Below are 20,094 nucleotides of genomic sequence, written 5' to 3' on the forward strand. Positions count from 1 at the left end.
CCAGAAACGGCGGTAGAGCACGCCGTTCGGCCCGGAATTGGCATCAGAGAACAGCCGATTGGGGCAAGAGGGAACCAAATCCGCCTACCAAACGGAAATCATCGGGTTTCCGGAGGTGTCCAGCTATGGAACGTCCCAATCTATTGAGCAGCACCGGCGGTGCAGGACGTGCAACTGTCGGACGGCGGAAGAGATCAGGGGCGAATTGGAGCCCGTTCATCAGCATGGTCAGCCAGCGCTAGAGGGGCAATTTCCGAGGCAGCACTAAGGAGAAGAGGATGTTGATTCGGGTGCGGTGAGCTGCATTGATCGGCGTTCCGTCATCCGCGGCCACCATGCTGACAATCGCGGACACTCAAGAAGCAACTCCCGTCCTTCCGACGCCTGCATAAAGTAATCCAACATCGGTGCCGCATAAAGGTCCGCGAGGCTAACCGAAGCACCAGAGAGCCATCGATTATCACCGATCAGATCTTCCATTGCATGCAAGCATGTCCGCGCACCCGCGATGGCCGATTTAACCCGCAATGCGTCTGAGGCCTCGCCCTGTCTCACCTTTGAGACCAACTCGACGTAAATGCCCCAAACAAGATGTGGGTAGCAGTAGTTGTCGGCTATGCTGATGATCTGGTTACAGCGAGCCCGATCTACCGGCTCGACCGGCTGGAGAGCCGGCCCGTCAAAAGCCTCGTCCACGTAGCGCGTAATAGCACCGGTTTCGTAGAGCCTCAGCCCAGAATGCTCGAAGGCCGGGATACGGCCAAAAGGGTGGCGTTCGAAGTGATCTGCCGACGGACCACCCGATGCGAAAACATCGACCGGGATGAGGTCGTATGGAACTGCCTTCTCCAGCAGTGCAAGCCGAACGATCCGAACGTATACGCTATAGGATGCTCCGAAGAGCTTCGGTTTTACCTGCATAGCCTCACTGCTTCGTCGTCATCCGGAGAAAGGTGATTGAATACGGGACCATACGCGAATCAGAAGGTCAGGCGCTCGGCAAAGACCGACGACACCTTACTCAGTCTCAATCGGCAAGCCGTCCAACGTCAGCGCCCGCCGCCCACATCGAGGATCGCATTGCTGACATAGGACGCGTCGTCGGACAGCAGGAATAGGATGGTGCGGGCCACTTCCTCGGGCGTTCCGGCGCGGCCCATGGGGAGTTCATCGGCTAATTTCTTCGCCCGGTCGGGCATGCCGATATCGGTGTGAATCTCCGTATCGATGATGCCAGGACGCACCGCGTTGACCCGGATGCCGTCACCGGCGAGTTCGCGACCAAGGCCGAAGGTGAGACAATCCATCGCCGCTTTCGACGCGCCATATTCGACGCTGGAGCCCGCACCGCCCAACCGGCTCGCGAGCGACGAGGTCGTGACGATCGCTCCGCCGTTACCGCCCCGGCTTTTCGCCATGCGTTTTGCAGCCGCGTGGATAACGAGCGTGGCGCCGAGCGTATTCACCGCATAGAGCCGCTCGATCTCTTCGGCATCCTTGTCCATGAAGGGCTTTGCGAGATTGACCATCCCTGCATTGTTGGCGAGGCCACGCAGCGGAATGCCAAGCTTGTCGATATCTTCAAACATGGCGCGGATCGAAGCTCTTTCGGCGGTGTCGCATTGATGAGCGCTCGCAGAGCCACCCTCTTCTTCGATCGACGCAACGACGCCCATCGCTTCGTCCTTCGCCGCGCGGTAGGTCAGGGCCACGGTCCAACCCGCCTGAGCCGCGAGCTTTGCGACTGCCGCGCCGATACCGCGCGAGCCGCCAGTGACGAGGAGAAGTTTCGAAGAGGTATTGGACATCCGGTGCTACCTTGGCTTTAAGCTGAAGCAATTGGCTTGGAGCCCGATATGACGCGCATTTGCCGTCGACCGAGCCCGTCCTTGCGTTCTAAGCCCTCGCAATTCGGCATTTTCGAGAACGCCGTGCGTCCGCAACATTGGCTGGGCGAGCTTCGACACCAGTTGTTGCGGATGCAGAGCTTCAAACGAGAAGTTGTTTCAGGACGTTCGCCGCGGATTTTGGGCGGTGCTGGAAGATGAACGCTTGGCGACGTTTTCTTGGGCGAGACGACGGACTCTGGAACCGATAGCCGGCCTTCTCAACGCGGGCAGGAGTCGACGTTCTTCAACGAGAACCTCAGTTCAGTAAGAGAGTCGGCATTCGGGTGATTCTCCCGATAGGCTTCGGAACTGAACCACGTATCGTGATAGGTGCCCGGAGCGTAGGTTTCGTCCGACCACCATGGTTTGAACCGACCAGAGATATGCCGAAGCTTCACGCCTTCGGCGGTCAATCCTTCGACTTGAAAGCAGGCTTCTCTCTCGCCGGGAGGAGGTCCTACGGAGAAGCTGTCGGTCTCACTGTCATATTCGCGCGCGATCATGACATAACGGCCGACTTCCAGCGAAGCGGTATCGGGCTTCGTGTCGGCAAGACTCGCCGACGCGAGCGAAAGGAGCCCGGCCATCGCCGCGAAGCCGGCGATGGAAGACAGGAGGAGCTTGTCTGACATCACAGATCGAGGATCAGACGCTCGGGGTCTTCGAGGCTCTCCTTCACGCGCACGAGGAATGTCACGGCTTCCTTGCCGTCGACGATCCGGTGATCATAGGAGAGCGCCAGATACATCATCGGGCGGATTTTCACCTCGCCGCCGATCGCCATCGGGCGTTCTTGGATTTTGTGCATGCCAAGGATGCCGGACTGCGGCGCGTTAAGGATCGGGGTCGACATCAGCGAGCCGTAGACGCCGCCATTGGTGATCGTGAACGTGCCGCCCTGCATATCCGAAACGCCGAGCTTGCCGTCACGCGCCGCCTTGGCGAGGCGGCCGAGTTCCTTCTCGACCTCGGCGATCGTCATCTGGTCCGCATCGCGGATGACCGGGACGACGAGGCCCTTGTCGGTGCCGACGGCCATGCCGATGTGGCAGAAGTTCTTGTATACGATGTCGCTGCCGTCGATCTCGGCGTTCACCGCCGGGATCTCCTTCAGCGCATGGCAGATCGCCTTGGTGAAGAAGCCCATGAAGCCGAGCTTGATGCCGTGCTTCTTCTCGAAAAGCTCCTTGTACTTCTTGCGCATCTCCATGGTCGCGGTCATGTCCACCTCGTTGAAGGTGGTCAGCATCGCGGCGGTGTCCTGGGCGCTCTTCAGGCGCTTGGCGATGGTCTGGCGCAGGCGCGTCATCTTCACGCGTTCTTCGCGCGGAGCATCGTCCTTCGACGGCTCGGACCGCTTCGGCGCGGCCGGTTTCTCCTGCGTGCTTGACGGCGCCCCCTTGGAGACGGCCTCCAGAACGTCGCCCTTCAGGATCTGGCCGTCCCGGCCCGAGCCCTTCACCTGATCGGCGGAGACGTTCTTTTCTTCCATCAGTTTGCGAGCCGAAGGGGCAGGTGGACGGCTCGATTCCTCGGCCTTGTTCTCGGAACGCGCGGTCGTCGGCGCCTCCTTATCGTGTTCGGCTGCTTCCGGCGCACGATTGGCAACGGCATCGCCCGAGGAGTCGCCGCCGGATGCGCCTTCCTCGATCTTCATCAGAAGCGCACCGACCTTAACTTCGTCGCCTTCGGAGACGGCGAGTTCACGGATCACGCCGGCAACGGGCGACGGCACTTCCTGTGCTGCCTTGTCGGTCTCCAGTTCGAGGAGCGCCTCGTCCATCGAAACGCTGTCGCCGACCTTCTTGAAAATCGTGCCGACGGTTGCTTCGGTGACCGACTCACCGGCAGACGGGACGTTGACGTCGGTCAGTGAACCACCGGAGCCACCTCCGCCGCTCGACTGCTGCTGGTCGGATTCGCTTTCGGCACCGTAGCCGCCCGAATTGTCCGAGGCCGCTTCCTGTTTGGCATCGTCAGAGGGTTCCTCGGTGGCATCGTCGGACGAGCCAGCACCCGATCCTTCGCCCTCGCCGATCGTTCCGATGAGCGCGCCGACCTCGACCGTCTCACCCTGTTTGGCGACGATCTCCTGCAACACGCCGGCTGCAGGCGCAGGCACCTCGACGGTCACCTTGTCGGTTTCCAGTTCGGCCAGCGCCTCGTCCAGTTCGACGTGGTCCCCAACCTGCTTGAACCACGTGCCGATGGTGGCTTCCGACACGGACTCGCCAAGGGTCGGAACTTTGATCTCGGTGCTCATGGATTTTTCTTTCGGCGTCCTGATTCGGTCGAAGGGTGACGAGTGCTGAGATTAACCCAGCGCCTCCTCAAGGAAAGCTTCGAGCTGCTTAAGATGGGTCGACATGGTTCCGGCCGCCGGCGATGCGGCCGCCGCGCGTCCCGCATACCGCACTCGGGTGTTGTCCACGCCGATATGGTCGAGAACCCATTCGAGATAGGGATCGATAAAGGACCAGGCGCCCATATTCTTGGGTTCTTCCTGGCACCAGACCATCTCGGCCTGCTTGAAGCGCGACAGCTCTTTGATAAGGGCCTTGGCCGGGAACGGATAAAGCTGTTCGAGGCGCAGAAGGTAGACGTCGTTGACGCCGCGCTTCTCGCGATCCTCGTAAAGATCGTAATAGACCTTGCCCGAGCACATCACGACGCGGCGCATCTGGTCGTCCGGCACGAGCGTGGTCTCGGAGCCATCGACGCGTTCCGCATCGTCCCAAAGAAGGCGGTGGAAACTGGTATCGCCAGCCATCTCCTCCAGCCGCGAGACCGCCCGCTTGTGGCGGAGCAGCGACTTCGGCGTCATCAGGATGAGCGGTTTGCGGAAGTCCCGCTTCAGCTGGCGCCTGAGGATGTGGAAGTAGTTCGAAGGCGTCGTGCAGTTGGCGACCTGCATGTTGTCTTCGGCGCAGAGCTGCAGGAAGCGTTCGAGGCGCGCGGAGGAGTGCTCCGGGCCCTGCCCTTCATAGCCGTGCGGCAGAAGGAGGGTGAGGCCGGACATACGGAGCCACTTGCGCTCGCCAGAGGAGATGAACTGGTCGATCACGACCTGTGCGCCGTTGGCGAAGTCGCCGAACTGGGCTTCCCAGAGAGTCAGCGCGTTAGGCTCCGAAAGCGAGTAGCCGTATTCGAAGCCGAGCACCGCCTCTTCCGAGAGCATCGAGTTGACGACCTCGTAGATCGCCTGGCCTTCGGAGACGTGGCCGAGCGGGATGAAGCGCTCTTCGGTCTCCTGATCATAGAGCACCGAATGACGTTGCGAGAACGTGCCGCGCTCCGAGTCCTGGCCGGACAGGCGCACCGGATGGCCTTCGGCGACCAGCGAGCCGAAGGCGAGTGCTTCACCGGTCGCCCAGTCGATATTCTCACCGCTCTCGATCATCTTCGAGCGATTGTCGAGAAAGCGCTTGATGGTTCGGTGAACGTTGAAGTCGTCCGGCACGCTGCAAAGCTTGTTGCCGATGTCTTGAAGGGTCTTGAGCGGTACGCCGGTCGCACCGCGACGCGGTTCGTCGTCCTCTTCGGCCCGCTTCAGGCCGGACCAGGCACCATCCAGCCAGTCAGCCTTGTTCGGCTTGTAGGATTGGCTCGCCTCGAAATCGTCGTCCAGTGACTTGCGGAAGGTTGCGATCCGATCGTCGACGTCCTGCTGGGAGAGAAGCCCCTCCTCCACCAGTTTCTTGGAATAGATTTCCAAGGTCGTCGGATGATTCCGGATGACCTTGTACATCTTTGGCTGGGTGAACGCCGGCTCGTCGCCCTCGTTATGGCCGTGCCGCCGATAGCAGAACATGTCGATGACGACCGGCTTGTGGAACTTCATCCGGAATTCGGTCGCCACCTTTGCTGCGTAGACGACAGCTTCCGGATCGTCGCCGTTCACGTGGAAAATCGGCGCTTCGACCATCTTCGCGACGTCGGACGGATAGGGCGAAGAGCGCGAGAAGCGCGGATTGGTCGTGAAGCCGATCTGGTTGTTGATGATGAAATGCAGCGAACCGGCCACGCGATGGCCGCGTAGCGCCGAAAGGTTGAAGCACTCCGGCACGACGCCCTGGCCCGCAAAGGCCGCGTCGCCATGAAGAAGCAGCGGCAGCACCTTGGCGCGCTGATCGAGCGGCACGGTATCCGTGCGCGTCGAACCCGCGATCTGATCCTGCTTCGCGCGCACTTTGCCCATCACCACCGGATCGACGATTTCGAGGTGGGACGGGTTCGCGGTGAGCGAAAGGTGGACATTGTTCTCGTCGAAGGTGCGGTCAGATGACGTACCCAGATGGTACTTCACGTCGCCTGAGCCTTCGACGTCTTCGGGCTTGAACGAACCGCCCTTGAACTCGTGGAAGATCGCCCGATGGGGCTTCGCCATCACCTGACTGAGAACATTCAGGCGCCCGCGATGGGCCATGCCAAGAACGATTTCCCTCAGGCCAAGCTGACCGCCGCGCTTGATGATCTGTTCCAGCGCCGGGATAAGCGCTTCGCCACCGTCGAGGCCGAAACGCTTGGTGCCCTTGTATTTGACGTCCAGGAACCTCTCGAAGCCGTCCGCCTCGATCAGCTTGTTGAGGATCGCGCGCTTGCCTTCCTTGGTGAAGGCGACGCCCTTGTCAGGTCCTTCGATGCGCTCCTGCAACCAGCCCTTTTCGGCCGGATTGGAGATATGCATAAACTCGACGCCGAGGGTCGAACAATAGGTGCGCTTCAGGACATCCAGCATTTCGCGGATGGTCGCGAACTTCATGCCGAGGACATTGTCGATGAAGATCTTGCGGTCGTAATCGGCTTCGGTGAATCCGTAGGTCTTCGGCGAGAGCTCGTTATAATCGTCGTCCGGCTGGTTCGCGATGCCGAGAGGATCGAGATCGGCATGAAGATGGCCGCGGACGCGGTATGCCCGGATCAGCATGAGGGCGGAGATCGAATCCTGGCGCGCCCGGTTGGCCGCCTCCTCGCTCATCTCGACGCCCTGCTTCTGGGCTTCCTTGCGGACCTTTGTATCGATCCGCTTGTCGACATCGCCCCAATCGCCGTCAAGCGCCGCGACAAGCTCACCATTCGCCGCGATCGGCCAGTTCGGCCGCGTCCAGGAGGGGCCGGAGGCATTCTTCTGGACGATCGTCTTCTCGTCCTTCAGACCCTGGAAAAAGTTCGCCCATTCTGCATCCACCGAAGACGGATCGTCCTCATAGGCCGCGTAGAGCTCCTCGATATAGTCCGCGTTGCCGCCGTAAAGAAACGAAGTTTCTGCAAACACTTCGTTGGCGTCATCATTGCGTGCCATGGCGTCTATCCGCGGGGGTTACGGGGCCCCGCCTCCTCGCTGCGTTGAAAGGCGGGCGGCGTATCGCCCGTCCTGAAATGAACCGCTGACGGCGGTTTAGCGTCTGCCGCGCCAGCTTGTTCCAATTTGACCCTGCCGTAAAGCGCGTCTGCGAGCCAGATGGGGACAGAAACACGCCTCGGCAATGCAGGTTTGGCGGAGTAAACCCATCATCTTCGCCGAAACCGGATGCAGGTCAGCCTTTAAGGAACTCAACCAGGCTCGATCCGAGCTGCGCCGGAGATGGCGAGACACGGATGCCAGCCTTTTCCATGGCCTCGATCTTGTCTTCGGCACCGCCCTTGCCGCCGGAAACGACCGCGCCCGCATGGCCCATTGTCCGGCCCTTCGGCGCGGTGCGGCCGGCGATGAAGCCGACAGTCGGCTTGGCGCGGCCCTTTTTCGCTTCGTCGGCGAGGAACTGCGCGGCTTCCTCCTCGGCCGAGCCGCCGATTTCACCGATCATGATGATCGATTCGGTCGCGTCGTCGGCGAGGAACATCTCAAGGACGTCGATGAATTCGGTGCCCTTCACCGGATCGCCGCCGATGCCGACCGCGGTCGTCTGCCCAAGGCCTTCGTTCGTCGTCTGGAACACCGCTTCATAGGTAAGAGTGCCGGAACGCGACACGACGCCAACCGAACCCTTCGAGAAGATGTTGCCCGGCATGATGCCGATCTTGCATTCCTCGGGCGTCAGCACGCCGGGGCAGTTCGGACCGATCAGGCGCGACTTCGACTTCGCGAGCTTAGCCTTCACCTTGACCATATCGGACACCGGAATGCCTTCGGTGATGCAGGTGATCAGATCGATACCGGCGTCGATCGCCTCTTCGATCGCAGCGGCCGCGCCTGCTGGCGGCACGTAAATCACCGAGGCGCTCGCACCGGTCTGTTCCTTGGCCTCGGCAACCGAGGTGAAGATCGGCAGCTCGGTTCCGACCGCGTCCTTCGCGCCCTCTCCGGCTGTCCAGGTCTCACCGCCCTTTTTGGGATGAATGCCGGCAACCATCTTGGTGCCGTAATAGGCGAGCGCCTGTTCTGTGTGGAACGTGCCGGTCTTGCCGGTCAGACCCTGCACGATGACCTTGGTGTTCTTGTCGACCAAAATGGACATGGCGTTGTTACTCCTTGAAGGTCACCCCACTACGGGAGAAGGGCGTTACAGAAACGGATTGATGGCGGTCACGGCCCCGTAGGACTGACCATGGCTGAGTTCTTCGGTGTAGAGCGTTTTCGCGCCGAGGCGCTCGGCGGCGGCGATGATGGCGCCGTTCCTCGAGGAGAGCTGGTAGCGCTGGCAGATTTCGATGCCGGCAAACACCAGACGTTCATCGAGCGGCTGGCACGGCTTCTTGGCGATCGCGCGCACCCACTGGAGAGCCTTGTCCGGGCCGAGCGGTCGATCCCCATTGGTGGTGACGGCGGAGTAGAATTCCGCGAGCACCTGAGCTGACGTGCAATAGTCTTCCGACAGAATGATCCGCCGTGCCGCCTCACGCTTTTCGGGCGCGGCATGGCGCCCCTGTGCGGCATAGATAAGGATGGGGCTGTCGAGAAAGACATCAGCGTCCGCGATCAAACTGTGACTCCCCGGAACAGGGCTCGTCCCGATTGGGGCGCCAGCTGCCCATATCGGCATCCGAATCGTCGATGAGCCTCAACAGCTCTTCGCGGGCTTCGTCATGCTGTTTCGCGTCTTCGACCAGTCGCTGCAAATGGGAACGCACCATCTCGTTCACGCTCGTCCGCTTCATCGCAGCGAGGACGCGCACCTTGTCGAGGAGATCCTCGTCAATAGCGAGGGTGATGTTCTTGGGCATGGCCGTTCGAGCCGATCAGCTTCCACACGGATTATGTGGATCACATATCCTGTGTTCAAACTTCAAGCAAGTGTTATGGAGCGTCACGATGATCCACACAAGCCAAAGAACGCCGCTCAGCATCCCTTCAAGAGATCCGCGGGCAGATCCCTCCGCCGGCAGCCTCGGCCCCTGGCGGACGTCATGCGAGCGATTCTGATTCGTGTGGTCAGGCCTGTGTAACGGCCTCGCAAGTCGAACCGTCGGTCATTGCCGACGTAGTGGTCATACCGCCCGATCGCGACCCTGCGGTATCCGAGAGGGCTCAGCTCATCGGCCAAGAAGCTACGAAGCGAGGCGGGGCCGTTGATTTCGCTTTCGAGGCAGGCACGCGTCGCCACTCTTGCCTGTTCGAAAAGGTCGAAATTGCGCCGATTCTCGGCCGGAACCCGCGACGGCGCGTTGGCTGCCTCCGGAGGTATCACCTCGGGCGACGTCGTACAGGACGACATCGCAAGGGATCCGGCGATGAGAGTGCTTGCCTAAAGAGATCGCATCCAAGCCATTTGACGGCTTTCGAACACCCAGATCGCAACCACTCGCTTCATCCCGCCGGCTCGGCTCCCGCCTTCTTGCCAAGCTCCGTCAACTCCGCCCGGTCCATGTTGAGAACGAAGCGCCCGCTCCCGCCCGCCGGCATCCCCGTAATGGTCACCACGCGACCATGATCGTCGACGAAGCTCCAGAAGCCTGCGCCCGGCTGGGCCATGCCCAGCACCCCGCCGCCGCCTTCGACGCCGTCGATCTCACCAAGCCTGGCGGTATCGAGATCGTCGGGCTTGGCCGTGAGAACCATCTGGCAGCTCGAGGCAATGACATGGGGAAACTGCACCCGGCTGATCGTCAGGAAGCTGCCGTCCTCCTTGGTGGCGGAAAACAGCCCGGCCGCCGCGGCCACCCCGGCGGCCATCCCACCACCGTTCGGGTCCATCGATTTCCAGCCACGCTCGAGAGCGAGGCTGCCCGCCGAAGGAATGTTGGTCATTCCCGTCGAGCAGATCTCGATATAGTCGGCGAGAGACTTCGGCGCGCCGTCGGGAGGCGTCAGCGGGAGCTTCGTGCCACCCGCCGCGAGAGCTTCGGTCGCCAGCGCGGCCGAAAAGCCGAATGCCAGCGCGGCCCGGCTCATTTTCAAAGCCGCGACCTTTGCCCGTTCTCCGGTCATGGGCCTGTCCTCCGTAACTGTCTTCCCAGGGGCACTCCTCCACGCCGACCCTAGGATTAGATCAACGCGTCGGTGCCTTACGAACGCTCTTCCAGGATCTTTCGGATGTGACGCAGCTCTTCAACGGTCTCGCGACTGGCCTCGAGAATGCGATTGTTGATCGCTTCCGTATCGGCGACATGGCGATCCATGGCGAGGCGTGATCGCCGCATCAGCCAGATCGCCACGGCGATCAGCAGCAGAAGCGGCAACCAAGCGGCCAGAATATCAGCCATGCCCATCAACCGACGGCGGCGACGATCTTCTGGGCGGCGTCGTCAAGATCGTCGGCGGACGTGATGTCGAGGCCGGAGTCGTTGAGGATCGCTTTACCCTGATCGACATTCGTGCCTTCGAGGCGCACGACAAGCGGCACCTTGAGGCCGACTTCCTTCACCGCCGCGACCACGCCTTCCGCGATCACGTCGCAGCGCATGATGCCGCCGAAGATGTTGACGAGGATGCCCTTCACGTTCGGATCCGCGGTGATGATCTTGAACGCCGCCGTGACCTTTTCCTTCGATGCGCCGCCACCGACGTCGAGGAAGTTGGCGGGCTCCTTGCCGTAGAGCTTGATGATGTCCATCGTCGCCATGGCGAGGCCCGCGCCGTTCACCATGCAGCCGATGTCGCCGTCGAGCGCAATATAAGCGAGGTCGTATTTCGAGGCCTCGATCTCCTTGGAGTCTTCCTCGGTCTCGTCGCGCAGCGCCTTGATATCGTCATGACGGAAGAGCGCATTGCCGTCGAAGGAGACCTTCGCGTCGAGCACCCGCAGATGACCGTCGGTCATGACGATCAGCGGATTGATCTCCAGAAGGCTCATGTCCTTTTCCATGTAAGCCTTGTAGAGGATCGGGAAGAGCTTCATCCCGTCCTCGCGCGCCGCGCCGTCGAGCTTCAGCCCGTCGCAGAGCTTGACGGCATCGGCTTCAGTCACGCCTTCGGCGGGATCGATCGGCAAGTTGACGATCTTCTCCGGGGTCTCTTCGGCCACCGTCTCGATGTCCATGCCGCCCTCGGTGGAGGCGACGAAAGCGACCTTGCCCACGGCCCGGTCGACGAGAAGCGAAAGATAGAGTTCGCGGTCGATGTCCGCGCCGTCCTCGATGTAGAGACGATTTACCTGCTTGCCGCTTTCGCCAGTCTGCTTGGTGACGAGCGTGTTGCCGAGCATGTCCTTGGCGTTGGAAACCACATCCTCAACCGACTTCGCCAGCCGCACGCCGCCCTTGGCGTCTGGACCGAGCTCCTTGAACTTGCCCTTGCCGCGACCGCCCGCATGGATCTGGCTCTTCACCACATAAAGCGGTCCGGGAAGCTGCTTGGCCGCACCCTCGGCCTCATCGACCGACGTGATGGCGACGCCATCGGCCACCGGTGCGCCGAAGCCTTTGAGGACCTGCTTGGCCTGATATTCGTGGATGTTCATGTGATGCCCTTTTTGCCTCTCGAAGGCTCTAAAAGAAAACGGGGCTGCGGTCGCCCGCGCCCCGTCCGATTAAGTGAAATCAGCCGAGGCTCGGCTGAATACCGCGGCAGGCTTCCATCAGGCCCTTAACGCTGTCGACGGACTTGTCGAACTGGGCCTTCTCATCGGAATTCAGGTCGATCTCGATCACGCGCTCGATGCCGCCTTCGCCGATGACGCAGGGAACGCCCACATACATGTCCGAGAGGCCATATTCGCCGTTGAGCGCGGCGGCACAGGGCAGGACACGCTTCTTGTCCTTGATGTAGGACTCGGCCATCGAGATCGCCGAAGCAGCCGGCGCGTAATAGGCAGAGCCGTTCTTCAAAAGCCCGACAATCTCCGCACCGCCGTCACGAGTGCGCTGGATGATCTCTTCGAGGCGCTCGTTGGTGCACCAGCCCATCTTGACGAGATCGGTCAGCGGAATGCCGCCAACCGTCGAATACCGCGCAAGCGGAACCATGGTGTCGCCGTGGCCGCCCAGCACGAAGGCCGTCACATCCTCGACCGAAACCTTGAACTCGCTCGCAAGGAAGTGGCGGAAGCGAGACGAGTCGAGCACGCCGGCCATGCCGACCACCTTGTTCGCCGGCAGACCGGAGAACTTCTGCAAGGCCCAGACCATGGCGTCGAGCGGGTTGGTGATGCAGATGACGAAGGCGTTCGGAGCGTATTTCGCGATTCCGGCACCGACCTGTTCCATGACCTTGAGGTTCGTGCCGAGAAGGTCGTCGCGGCTCATGCCAGGCTTGCGCGGCACGCCGGCCGTAACGATGCAGACATCCGCACCCTCGATGGCGGCGTAGTCGTTCGCACCCGAAAACGCTCCATCGAACCCTTCGACAGGACCCGATTCGGCGATATCGAGTGCTTTACCCTGTGGCGTTCCTTCAGCAATATCGAACAGCACCACGTCACCGAGGTCCTTGAGACCCGCAAGGTGAGCGAGCGTGCCGCCGATCATGCCGGAGCCGATCAATGCGATTTTGTTGCGGGCCATGACATGAGTCCTCTTCGTCTGGCGACGGGCCGCTCGACGCGTATCCCGCGCGGATATGTTGCCGGCCGAACTTCCGTAAAAAGCGGAATGACAATCAGCCTGTGACGGCCACTTAACGCGCCGCGATGTTTCTTGCACCGCACCCTGACGAGAATTTGGGCTTTTCGAGCCGGAAAACTTGCCAGTTTGCGTTCGAGTCTGGAGTTGGGATAGCCCGCGCCGGAGTGTGGCGCAACAGCATCAAACGCCCGCCTGATCTATTCAAACGGTTAGATCATCACGCCGCTTCGCACTTTCTGAAAAAATAGCTCGCACTGATTGCCATGGCTGCCGCCGATGGCCGCATTTTTTCGATCTTTCGCCGATTTCGCAGCGCACAACCCATCGTTGACGCTATGTCATGAGCCTACCTCATCCGAGCAGCCCGCATCGTTTTGCGTGAAATGAAAATACTAATGCCATGATCAAAATATAATCTCTTTCCGTTATTTTCATGGACCGACCAAATCTGAATTCTCTGTATATAACTGTGCAAAAAACCCCCGGATTTCACGGCTTCGTAAAGAAAAACATTAAGGTTTTTGTTCATATCATTTGATTACGCACCAAACCGCCTACATCGCCTCCTCCCGCACCAGGAGACCGTATGCACTGGAATTTCGAGCTTATACTGACGCTCATAAATGGCGTCGGCATTCTCGCGATTCTCGCGGTCGCATACGGCGCGATTCGACGAAGTTCTTTCGGTTCGAAAGGACAAGCCGTTTTAATTGGTGGGGCAACGGCCTGTGCGGCGCTTCTGGCGACGATGCATCCGACCAATTTCGGCAACGAGTGCATGCTCGACAGTCGATCCCTGATTGTTGGGATCGGTTCGGCTTTCGGTGGTCCGATCACCGCGCTCATTGCTGGAAGCGTCACCGCTGCCTACCGTATCTCGATTGGCGGAGGCGGTGTCGTTCCGGGTACCATCGCCCTAGGCATGAGCATCGCGGCTGGTCTGGCATGGAACTTCGTTTTCTTCCGAAAGGGAAGAGTGCAGAGTATCAGCCTGCTCATTCTCGGCCTCGGCATATCGTGGCACGCGGCTCCGATTCTGATGACGGAGAGTACGCCGCTGGTTCAGCTGACAGTCATTCTCGGACTCGGCGGCTCAAGTATCGTTTCGACGCTCTTTCTCGGCTCGCTGATGGCGCGCGAAGAGCGAATGATCCGGCGCGAGGCGGAGCTCTCACGAATGGCTCTGCGCGATCCGCTGACCAGGGTGGCGAATCGCAGGGGTTTCAGGATGGCGCTCCAAGCCATTGCAGCGAACTCCGAACCACGTCCGTTCGCGCTCATGGTCGTGGACATCGATCACTTCAAAGCGGTGAACGACAGATACGGTCATACAGCGGGAGACTTTATCCTTCAGGCGGTCGCGGCGAAGCTCAAGCTCGCGTCGGGCACCGACGCGACAGTCGCGCGTTTTGGTGGAGAGGAGTTCGTCGTCCTGCTCGACGACACGACGCTGCTCGAAGCTCATCGGATCGCGGAAAATGCCCGCCGAGCGATCGCCGATTGGGATTCAGCCGAGGGTGAGACGGCGATCGACGTGACGGCCTCGATCGGCATCGCCGGCGGACTCACCGGCACGGATTACGAGTTGCTGCTCCGCAAGGCGGACGACGCTCTCTATCGCGCCAAAGAGGATGGCCGCAATTGCGTACGCGGCCATGACGATGCCTCCAGTCAAACACCCAACGAAGTCCGAGAGACAAAAGCCGCCGGCGCCAAGCCCGCCCGCTACGCCGTGGCGTCCTGAGGCACCGCATCTCCGGAGGACATGTAGCTGTCGCTCCGCATTTCGAAGAGACGTGAAACCGTGCGCTCAAATTCAAACGTCTCTGTTCCCGAAGGGGCGGAGTAGAGTTCCTTTGCCGGAACCTCCGCGGAGATCACCAGCCGGCGGCCGGCATCGTAGAGTGTGTCTACGAGATTGATCAGGCGCTTGGCTTCGTTGCGCTCCGCGCGGGTCAGCGCCGGAACGCCTTCGAGGATCACCGTGTGGAATCGCTTGGCGAGCGCGATGAAATCCTGCGCGCCGAGCGGCTTCTGAAGGAGCTCTTCATAGCGGAACCGTGCAGCGCCATTGCCTGCCCGCGGAACTGCGATCGTCCGGCTTTTGACAGAGAGCGATGCCGCACGCTCTTTCTCGCCGGACAGAAGCGAGGTCCAGACCTTATCGACCCGCGCTTCGGCTTCGTCATCCAGCGGTGTGATGTAAAGGTCTTCGGTGCCGATGGCAGCCAGCCGATAATCCTCGCCGGCGTCGAGGGCGAGGACTTCGACATGGTTCTTCAGCTTGTCGACAAAGGGCAGGAAGAGCCCGCGATTGAGACCGTCCTTATAGAGATCGTCCGGCGCGACGTTCGAAGTCGCCACCAACACGACACCCTCCTGAAAAAGCGCTTCGAACAAACGCGAGAGAATCAGGGCATCGGCGACATCGGTGACGGTGAACTCGTCGAAGCACAGAAGCAGGCTTTCCTCGGCGATCTGCTTGGCGACCGGCGGCATCGGATCGTCCTGGGAAGCGGTTCCTTCCTTCACCTTGTCGCGATGCGCGCCGATCCGGTCGTGAACATCGCCCATGAAAGCGTGGAAGTGGACACGACGCTTCTTTGAGACCGAACTCTGCCGATAGAACATGTCCATCAGCATCGTCTTGCCTCGGCCGACCGAGCCGTAGACATAAAGGCCCTTCACCTTCTCGGGCTTGCCCTTCTTGCCGAACATCCAGCCGAGCGCGCTCGATTTCGTCGCGATGGAGCGATTGGACAGATCATGGTCGAGGCGATCCAACCGATCGGCCAGAAGTCTCTGGGCGTGATCGGGTTCGATCTCACGCCGCTCGATCAGCCGCTCCAACTGGGCGCGGACGGGGCCCGCCCTCTTGCGTTCAGGTCTGGTCGACGAATTGGCCATCATCGCTCCGGTGTCTGGCGAGAACAGTGCCCACTCTTCCCGGCGCATTTGCATAGGCAAGTTTGCAGTGCAGTAAAAGCCCGGAAGCCGCACTTCGTGGCAATTGGCTCTTCGCGGATTGTGATGATAGGAAACGGTCAAAGCCCAGAACGAGAGAGAACGAGAATGGCTGGCAACGCTGGACGGCGCGATGCGACGGTGTCGCGGGCGACCAAGGAAACGGAAATCGAGGTCCGTGTGGATCTCGATGGCACGGGCAAATCCGATATCGCGACCGGCGTCGGTTTCTTCGACCACATGCTCGATCAGCTTGCCCGCCATTCACTGATCGACATGACGATCAAGGCGAAGGGTGATCTTCATATCGACGATCATCACTGCGTCGAGGACACGGGTATCGCGCTCGGGCAGGCGATCCGCCAGGCGATGGGCGATCGCAAGGGCATTCGCCGCTACGCCTCGCTCGATCTCGCCATGGACGAATGCCTCACGCGCGCAGCGATCGATGTCTCCGGCCGGCCCTTCCTCGTCTTCTCAGCCGAATTTACGCGGGCCAAGATCGGCACGTTCGACACCGAACTCGTGCGAGAGTTCTTTCAGGCCTTCGCGCAAAACGCCGGACTGACGCTCCACGTGACCAATCTCGACGGCGAGAATTCACACCACATCGCCGAGACCTGCTTCAAGGCGGTCGCGCGAGTTCTTGGCGAAGCGATCTCCATCGATCCGCGTCAGGCCGACCTCGTGCCCTCGACGAAGGGAATGCTGGCGTGATGCAGAGATCGCTCGATCCCGCCGGGAGGAATAAGCGATGAGTTCCCGGCGTTGGGTCGTGCTCGAACCGCCGACCGCTGGCGAAAAGGAGAAAACGGTCGAGGCGCGATTCGTGAAAGATGCCTTCGCACCCCTCGCCTTTTTCTTCCTGTTTTTCTGGCTGTTCTGGCACCGAGTATGGCTGGGCGGGATCGTCGTACTCGCGCTCTATCTCTCCTTCATGATGATCGGGTGGTGGCAGGGGTTTGGGCTTTTGTCCTCGATTTCTCAAGCCGGTCTTGCGCTGTTGGTCGGACTGGAAGGCCGGAACCTGGTCGTCAGCGATCGATTGAAAAAAGGTTGGCGGATGGCATCCGTAATCCACGCCGATTCGAGGGCCGAAGCCGAGTTGCGTTATTTCAAATCCAACACCGGAGAGGCGAGATCCGACACACAGGCTCTCGATGCTAAGCCCGAGAGCAAGACGGATCTTCCGTGGACAGCGCGAACCGCGTAAGGCGCTTCGGTAGGAACTCCACGACGCAGGCAGGACGTGCCTTGATGCAGACGGTCACGATAATCGATTACGGCTCCGGCAATCTGCGCTCGGCGACGAAAGCCTTCGAGCGTGCCGCGAGAGGCATCACCCCAGAGACCAGAATTCTTCTGACGGACGATCCGGACGCGGTGCGGACTGCCGACCGCGTCGTTCTGCCGGGCGTCGGCGCCTATGCCGATTGCCGAGCCGGTCTCGACGCGGTGCCCGGCATGGTGGAGGCGATTCGTGAAGCTGTCGAAGAAAAGGCGCGGCCCTTCCTCGGTATCTGCGTCGGCATGCAGCTGATGGCCGAACGGGGCCTCGAGAAGGCCATCACTCCCGGACTCGGGTGGGTAGAGGGCGACGTGGTGAAGATCGAGCCGAACGATCCGAGCCTCAAAATCCCGCAGATGGGCTGGAACACGCTCGATGTCACGACACCGCATCCGCTTCTGGAAGGCATTGAGACGGGGTCGGACGGCTTGCATGCCTATTTCGTCCACTCCTACCATCTGGCCGCCGCACGCGCCGCGGAACTCGTTGCGACGACCGCCTATGGTGGGCCGGTGACCGCGATGGTGGCGAGCGGCAACAAGGTCGGCACGCAGTTCCACCCAGAGAAAAGCCAGATGCTGGGACTGACGTTGATCTCGAATTTTCTGGAATGGACGCCCTGATATGTTCGTTTTCTTCTCCAATCGCTTGGGCTGCCTCGGCTCCATTCTCGTCTCGATCGTCCTGACGCTCGTGCTGCTCGCCGTCTTCCAGATCATCTAGCAATCGGAGAGTTCTTTCCGTGTCGATCCTTTTTCCCGCCATCGACCTCAAGGATGGTGCCTGCGTTCGCCTGAAACTCGGGCTCATGGATCAGGCGACCGTCTATAATGCCGATCCGGCGGGCCAGGCGCGGGAGTTTCGCGATGTCGGCTTCAGCCATCTCCACGTCGTCGACCTGAACGGGGCCTTCAAAGGCGACTCGGTGAACGGCGAGGCAGTCGACGCCATTCTTGCGGCTGTCGGCGCTGAGATGAAAGTCCAGCTCGGCGGCGGCATCCGCACCATGGCGGATATCGAGGGCTGGCTGGCGAAGGGCCTGTCGCGTGTCATCCTCGGCACGGTCGCTGTGCGCGATCCAGAGCTCGTGAAAGACGCGGCAAAGCGCTTTCCGGGCCAGGTCGCTGTCGGCATCGACGCAAAGGGCGGGAAAGTGGCCGTCGAAGGCTGGGCGGAAACCTCCGAACTCACCGCCGTCGATCTTGCGAAGCGCTTCGAGGACGCGGGCGTCTCCGCCATCATATATACCGATATCGACCGCGACGGCGTTCTCGCCGGCATCAACTGGCCGGCGACCATCGATCTCGCCGAAGCCGTCTCAATCCCCGTCATCGCCTCGGGCGGCCTCGCCTCGATGGCCGACATCGTTCGCATGACGATGCCGGACGCGAAAGCCCTCGAAGGCGCTATCTCGGGACGCGCTCTCTATGACGGGCGGATCGACCCGAAAGAGGCACTTCAGGTGCTCTCCGGCAAAAACTGATCGAAGGGCCCTATCCGCACACGGCCTGGCCGAGGAACCGCTTCACCGCCTGATTGAACTCCTCCGGTGCGTCGATGTTCGGCACATGCCCGCCCTCGACGAAGGTGATCTCAGCGCGACCGAGGCGCCGCGCGATTTCACCGGCATGAGAGACGACGACGCTCGTTTCATGCTTGCCCAGAATGACGAGGCAGGGCTTATCCGCGATCTCGACGGTCACCGGATCAGCGGCGACGACGGCGGCATAGGTCGCAACGATCGCTTCCGGTGGCATCTGCGAGAACCCGTCGACGAAGTGATCGCCGGCCGCCCGGCCGACCCATTTCCAGCCGAGCAGCAGCCGCGCGAGCGTCAGGCCGAGGCGAGCGGTTCTCCGCCGTCCGAAAAGCCGGAAGAACGGCCACAAGATGCGTTGCGGGCCCAGCCATTCGACGGCGCGGCGGACGGGCCCCGTCAGAGAAAGTGCGAGCGGGGTATCGGCCAGAATCAGCCCCGCAATTCGGCTTGGCGCGAGAGAGGACATCGACAGCGCGACCATTCCGCCAAGCGAGACGCCACAGATAAAGGCTCGCTCGATACCGAGTGCGTCGAGAAGCGCGATCATGTCCCGCGCATGGGCCTCGATCGCCAGTTCCTCGAACGGCCCAGCCGTTTCACCATGTCCACGTAGATCCGGCACGATGACGCGGCGTTCATCTGCAAACACCTTCGCCTGCCCATCCCAGACATGCCGCGTCTGCACGGCGCCGTGGAGGAAAACCAGCGGAGGCTCATCTCGCCCGGCCCGGTCGAAATCGTCGAGCGCAAAGCGCGTTTCGCCGATTTCGATGATCTTCGATTGCTGTGAGGCTGGTTTCAAACGAAAAGATCGATCCTTCGGCCGATGCGGGCGGCGATTTGCGCGGCTGTGGAACGCTGGTAGACTGCCAGCTGATGAACATCCAGTCGCAACCCGTCATGACTGCCGACGAATTCCTCCGCTGGAACGAGGGCCGCGAGGGAAAACGCGAACTCGTGCATGGACGGGTGTATGAGATGATGACAGGCGGCAGCCGAAAGCACGCTGAGATCATGCTCAATCTCGCGATCGTCTTTCGGACGGTTCTGAATACGGACGACTACGTGGTGACCGCAGCGGATTACGCCGTACGGACACCAGTCGGCATCCGCTATCCAGACATTCTGGTCCTCACACGCGACTTGGAGGGCAAAAGCCTCGCCACCGAACATCCACTTCTCGTCGCCGAAATCCTCTCCCCCTCCTCGCTCGCGATCGATTTCGGCGAGAAGGCAGAAGAGTACACGGCGATCGAGAGCCTCAGGCACTATCTCGTCCTCTCGCAGGACGAGCCCCGGGTCTGGCTCTGGTCGCGGAACGAAGACGGCGCATTCCAGCGACCGAAGATGATTGAAGGTGCGGAAAGCGATCTGCCTCTCACGGGATTCGATCTCACCCTCAAGCTTGCCGAGCTCTATCGCGGCATCGCATAAGCACCTGAGTATCACGCTCCAAAGATCGCAGCTTCGTC

Annotated in this window: 20 protein-coding genes; 6 read left to right on the top strand and 14 right to left on the bottom strand. The window is 61.0% G+C overall.

Annotation, left to right across the window (positions count from 1 at the left end):
* Positions 1-264: 264 nt before the first annotated feature.
* From ABRA89_RS12560 to mdh, 12 genes are all read right to left on the bottom strand, one after another.
* Positions 265-921 (bottom strand): glutathione S-transferase family protein, encoded by a 657-nt coding sequence (locus ABRA89_RS12560; RefSeq protein ID WP_349941834.1) that lies wholly within the window; start codon positions 919-921, stop codon positions 265-267.
* Positions 922-1,049: 128 nt separating this feature from the next.
* The gene (locus ABRA89_RS12565; RefSeq protein WP_349941835.1) at positions 1,050-1,808 is read right to left on the bottom strand and encodes an SDR family oxidoreductase; all 759 of its coding nucleotides are present in this window, start codon (positions 1,806-1,808) and stop codon (positions 1,050-1,052) included.
* 299 nt (positions 1,809-2,107) lie between these two features.
* Positions 2,108-2,521 (bottom strand): hypothetical protein, encoded by a 414-nt coding sequence (locus ABRA89_RS12570; RefSeq protein ID WP_349941836.1) that lies wholly within the window; start codon positions 2,519-2,521, stop codon positions 2,108-2,110.
* Positions 2,521-4,152, bottom strand: coding sequence for a 2-oxoglutarate dehydrogenase complex dihydrolipoyllysine-residue succinyltransferase (gene odhB / locus ABRA89_RS12575; protein ID WP_349941837.1), 1,632 nt, complete (start codon positions 4,150-4,152; stop codon positions 2,521-2,523). The genes ABRA89_RS12570 and odhB overlap by 1 nt, the downstream gene beginning before the upstream one ends.
* Before the next feature lie 51 nt (positions 4,153-4,203).
* Positions 4,204-7,191: a 2-oxoglutarate dehydrogenase E1 component gene (locus tag ABRA89_RS12580; RefSeq protein WP_349941838.1), complete on the bottom strand. Its 2,988-nt coding sequence runs from the start codon at positions 7,189-7,191 to the stop codon at positions 4,204-4,206.
* Positions 7,192-7,426: 235 nt separating this feature from the next.
* Entirely contained in the window at positions 7,427-8,347 is a 921-nt protein-coding gene (gene sucD / locus ABRA89_RS12585; protein WP_349941839.1) for a succinate--CoA ligase subunit alpha, read from the bottom strand.
* A gap of 45 nt (positions 8,348-8,392) precedes the next feature.
* Positions 8,393-8,812 (bottom strand): PIN domain-containing protein, encoded by a 420-nt coding sequence (locus ABRA89_RS12590; protein ID WP_349941840.1) that lies wholly within the window; start codon positions 8,810-8,812, stop codon positions 8,393-8,395.
* Positions 8,796-9,053 carry a ribbon-helix-helix protein, CopG family gene (locus ABRA89_RS12595; protein ID WP_349941841.1) on the bottom strand — a complete coding sequence of 86 codons (258 nt, stop codon included), beginning with the start codon at positions 9,051-9,053 and terminating at the stop codon, positions 8,796-8,798. Before ABRA89_RS12595 ends, ABRA89_RS12590 begins: the two co-directional genes overlap by 17 nt.
* 583 nt (positions 9,054-9,636) lie before the next feature.
* Positions 9,637-10,257, bottom strand: a complete 621-nt coding sequence (locus ABRA89_RS12600) for a hypothetical protein (protein WP_349941842.1) — start codon at positions 10,255-10,257, stop codon at positions 9,637-9,639.
* Between the two features lie 77 nt (positions 10,258-10,334).
* The gene (locus ABRA89_RS12605) at positions 10,335-10,532 is read right to left on the bottom strand and encodes a hypothetical protein (RefSeq protein ID WP_349941843.1); all 198 of its coding nucleotides are present in this window, start codon (positions 10,530-10,532) and stop codon (positions 10,335-10,337) included.
* A gap of 5 nt (positions 10,533-10,537) precedes the next feature.
* Complete coding sequence (gene sucC, locus ABRA89_RS12610; RefSeq protein ID WP_349941844.1) at positions 10,538-11,728, bottom strand: ADP-forming succinate--CoA ligase subunit beta; 1,191 nt, start codon at positions 11,726-11,728, stop codon at positions 10,538-10,540.
* A gap of 79 nt (positions 11,729-11,807) precedes the next feature.
* Positions 11,808-12,770 (bottom strand): malate dehydrogenase, encoded by a 963-nt coding sequence (gene mdh, locus ABRA89_RS12615; protein WP_349941845.1) that lies wholly within the window; start codon positions 12,768-12,770, stop codon positions 11,808-11,810.
* Positions 12,771-13,416: 646 nt separating this feature from the next.
* On the opposite strand from mdh, the gene ABRA89_RS12620 reads away from it, so the two are divergent.
* Positions 13,417-14,574 (top strand): GGDEF domain-containing protein, encoded by a 1,158-nt coding sequence (locus tag ABRA89_RS12620; protein ID WP_349941846.1) that lies wholly within the window; start codon positions 13,417-13,419, stop codon positions 14,572-14,574.
* Here the strand turns inward: ABRA89_RS12620 and zapE are convergent.
* Complete coding sequence (gene zapE / locus ABRA89_RS12625) at positions 14,556-15,737, bottom strand: cell division protein ZapE (protein ID WP_463671295.1); 1,182 nt, start codon at positions 15,735-15,737, stop codon at positions 14,556-14,558. The two genes, ABRA89_RS12620 and zapE, sit on opposite strands and share 19 nt — an antisense overlap.
* Before the next feature lie 165 nt (positions 15,738-15,902).
* Here zapE and hisB point away from each other — a divergent pair, with 165 nt between their 5' ends.
* From hisB to hisA, 4 genes are all read left to right on the top strand, one after another.
* Positions 15,903-16,511, top strand: coding sequence for an imidazoleglycerol-phosphate dehydratase HisB (gene hisB, locus ABRA89_RS12630; RefSeq protein ID WP_349941848.1), 609 nt, complete (start codon positions 15,903-15,905; stop codon positions 16,509-16,511).
* A gap of 37 nt (positions 16,512-16,548) precedes the next feature.
* Positions 16,549-17,007: a DUF2628 domain-containing protein gene (locus tag ABRA89_RS12635; RefSeq protein ID WP_349941849.1), complete on the top strand. Its 459-nt coding sequence runs from the start codon at positions 16,549-16,551 to the stop codon at positions 17,005-17,007.
* A gap of 44 nt (positions 17,008-17,051) precedes the next feature.
* A complete protein-coding gene (gene hisH, locus ABRA89_RS12640; RefSeq protein ID WP_349941850.1) occupies positions 17,052-17,705 on the top strand; it encodes an imidazole glycerol phosphate synthase subunit HisH in 654 nt (217 codons plus the stop codon).
* A gap of 119 nt (positions 17,706-17,824) precedes the next feature.
* Positions 17,825-18,565, top strand: coding sequence for a 1-(5-phosphoribosyl)-5-[(5-phosphoribosylamino)methylideneamino]imidazole-4-carboxamide isomerase (gene hisA, locus ABRA89_RS12645; RefSeq protein WP_349941851.1), 741 nt, complete (start codon positions 17,825-17,827; stop codon positions 18,563-18,565).
* 10 nt (positions 18,566-18,575) lie between these two features.
* Here hisA and ABRA89_RS12650 read toward each other — a convergent pair whose 3' ends face one another.
* The gene (locus ABRA89_RS12650) at positions 18,576-19,424 is read right to left on the bottom strand and encodes an alpha/beta fold hydrolase (protein WP_349941852.1); all 849 of its coding nucleotides are present in this window, start codon (positions 19,422-19,424) and stop codon (positions 18,576-18,578) included.
* On the opposite strand from ABRA89_RS12650, the gene ABRA89_RS12655 reads away from it, so the two are divergent.
* Positions 19,409-20,056 carry a Uma2 family endonuclease gene (locus ABRA89_RS12655; RefSeq protein ID WP_349941853.1) on the top strand — a complete coding sequence of 216 codons (648 nt, stop codon included), beginning with the start codon at positions 19,409-19,411 and terminating at the stop codon, positions 20,054-20,056. The genes ABRA89_RS12650 and ABRA89_RS12655 overlap by 16 nt on opposite strands.
* The last annotated feature ends 38 nt before the right edge of the window (positions 20,057-20,094 follow it).

Source organism: Fulvimarina thalattae, from assembly GCF_040239565.1.
Taxonomy (GTDB): domain Bacteria; phylum Pseudomonadota; class Alphaproteobacteria; order Rhizobiales; family Rhizobiaceae; genus Fulvimarina.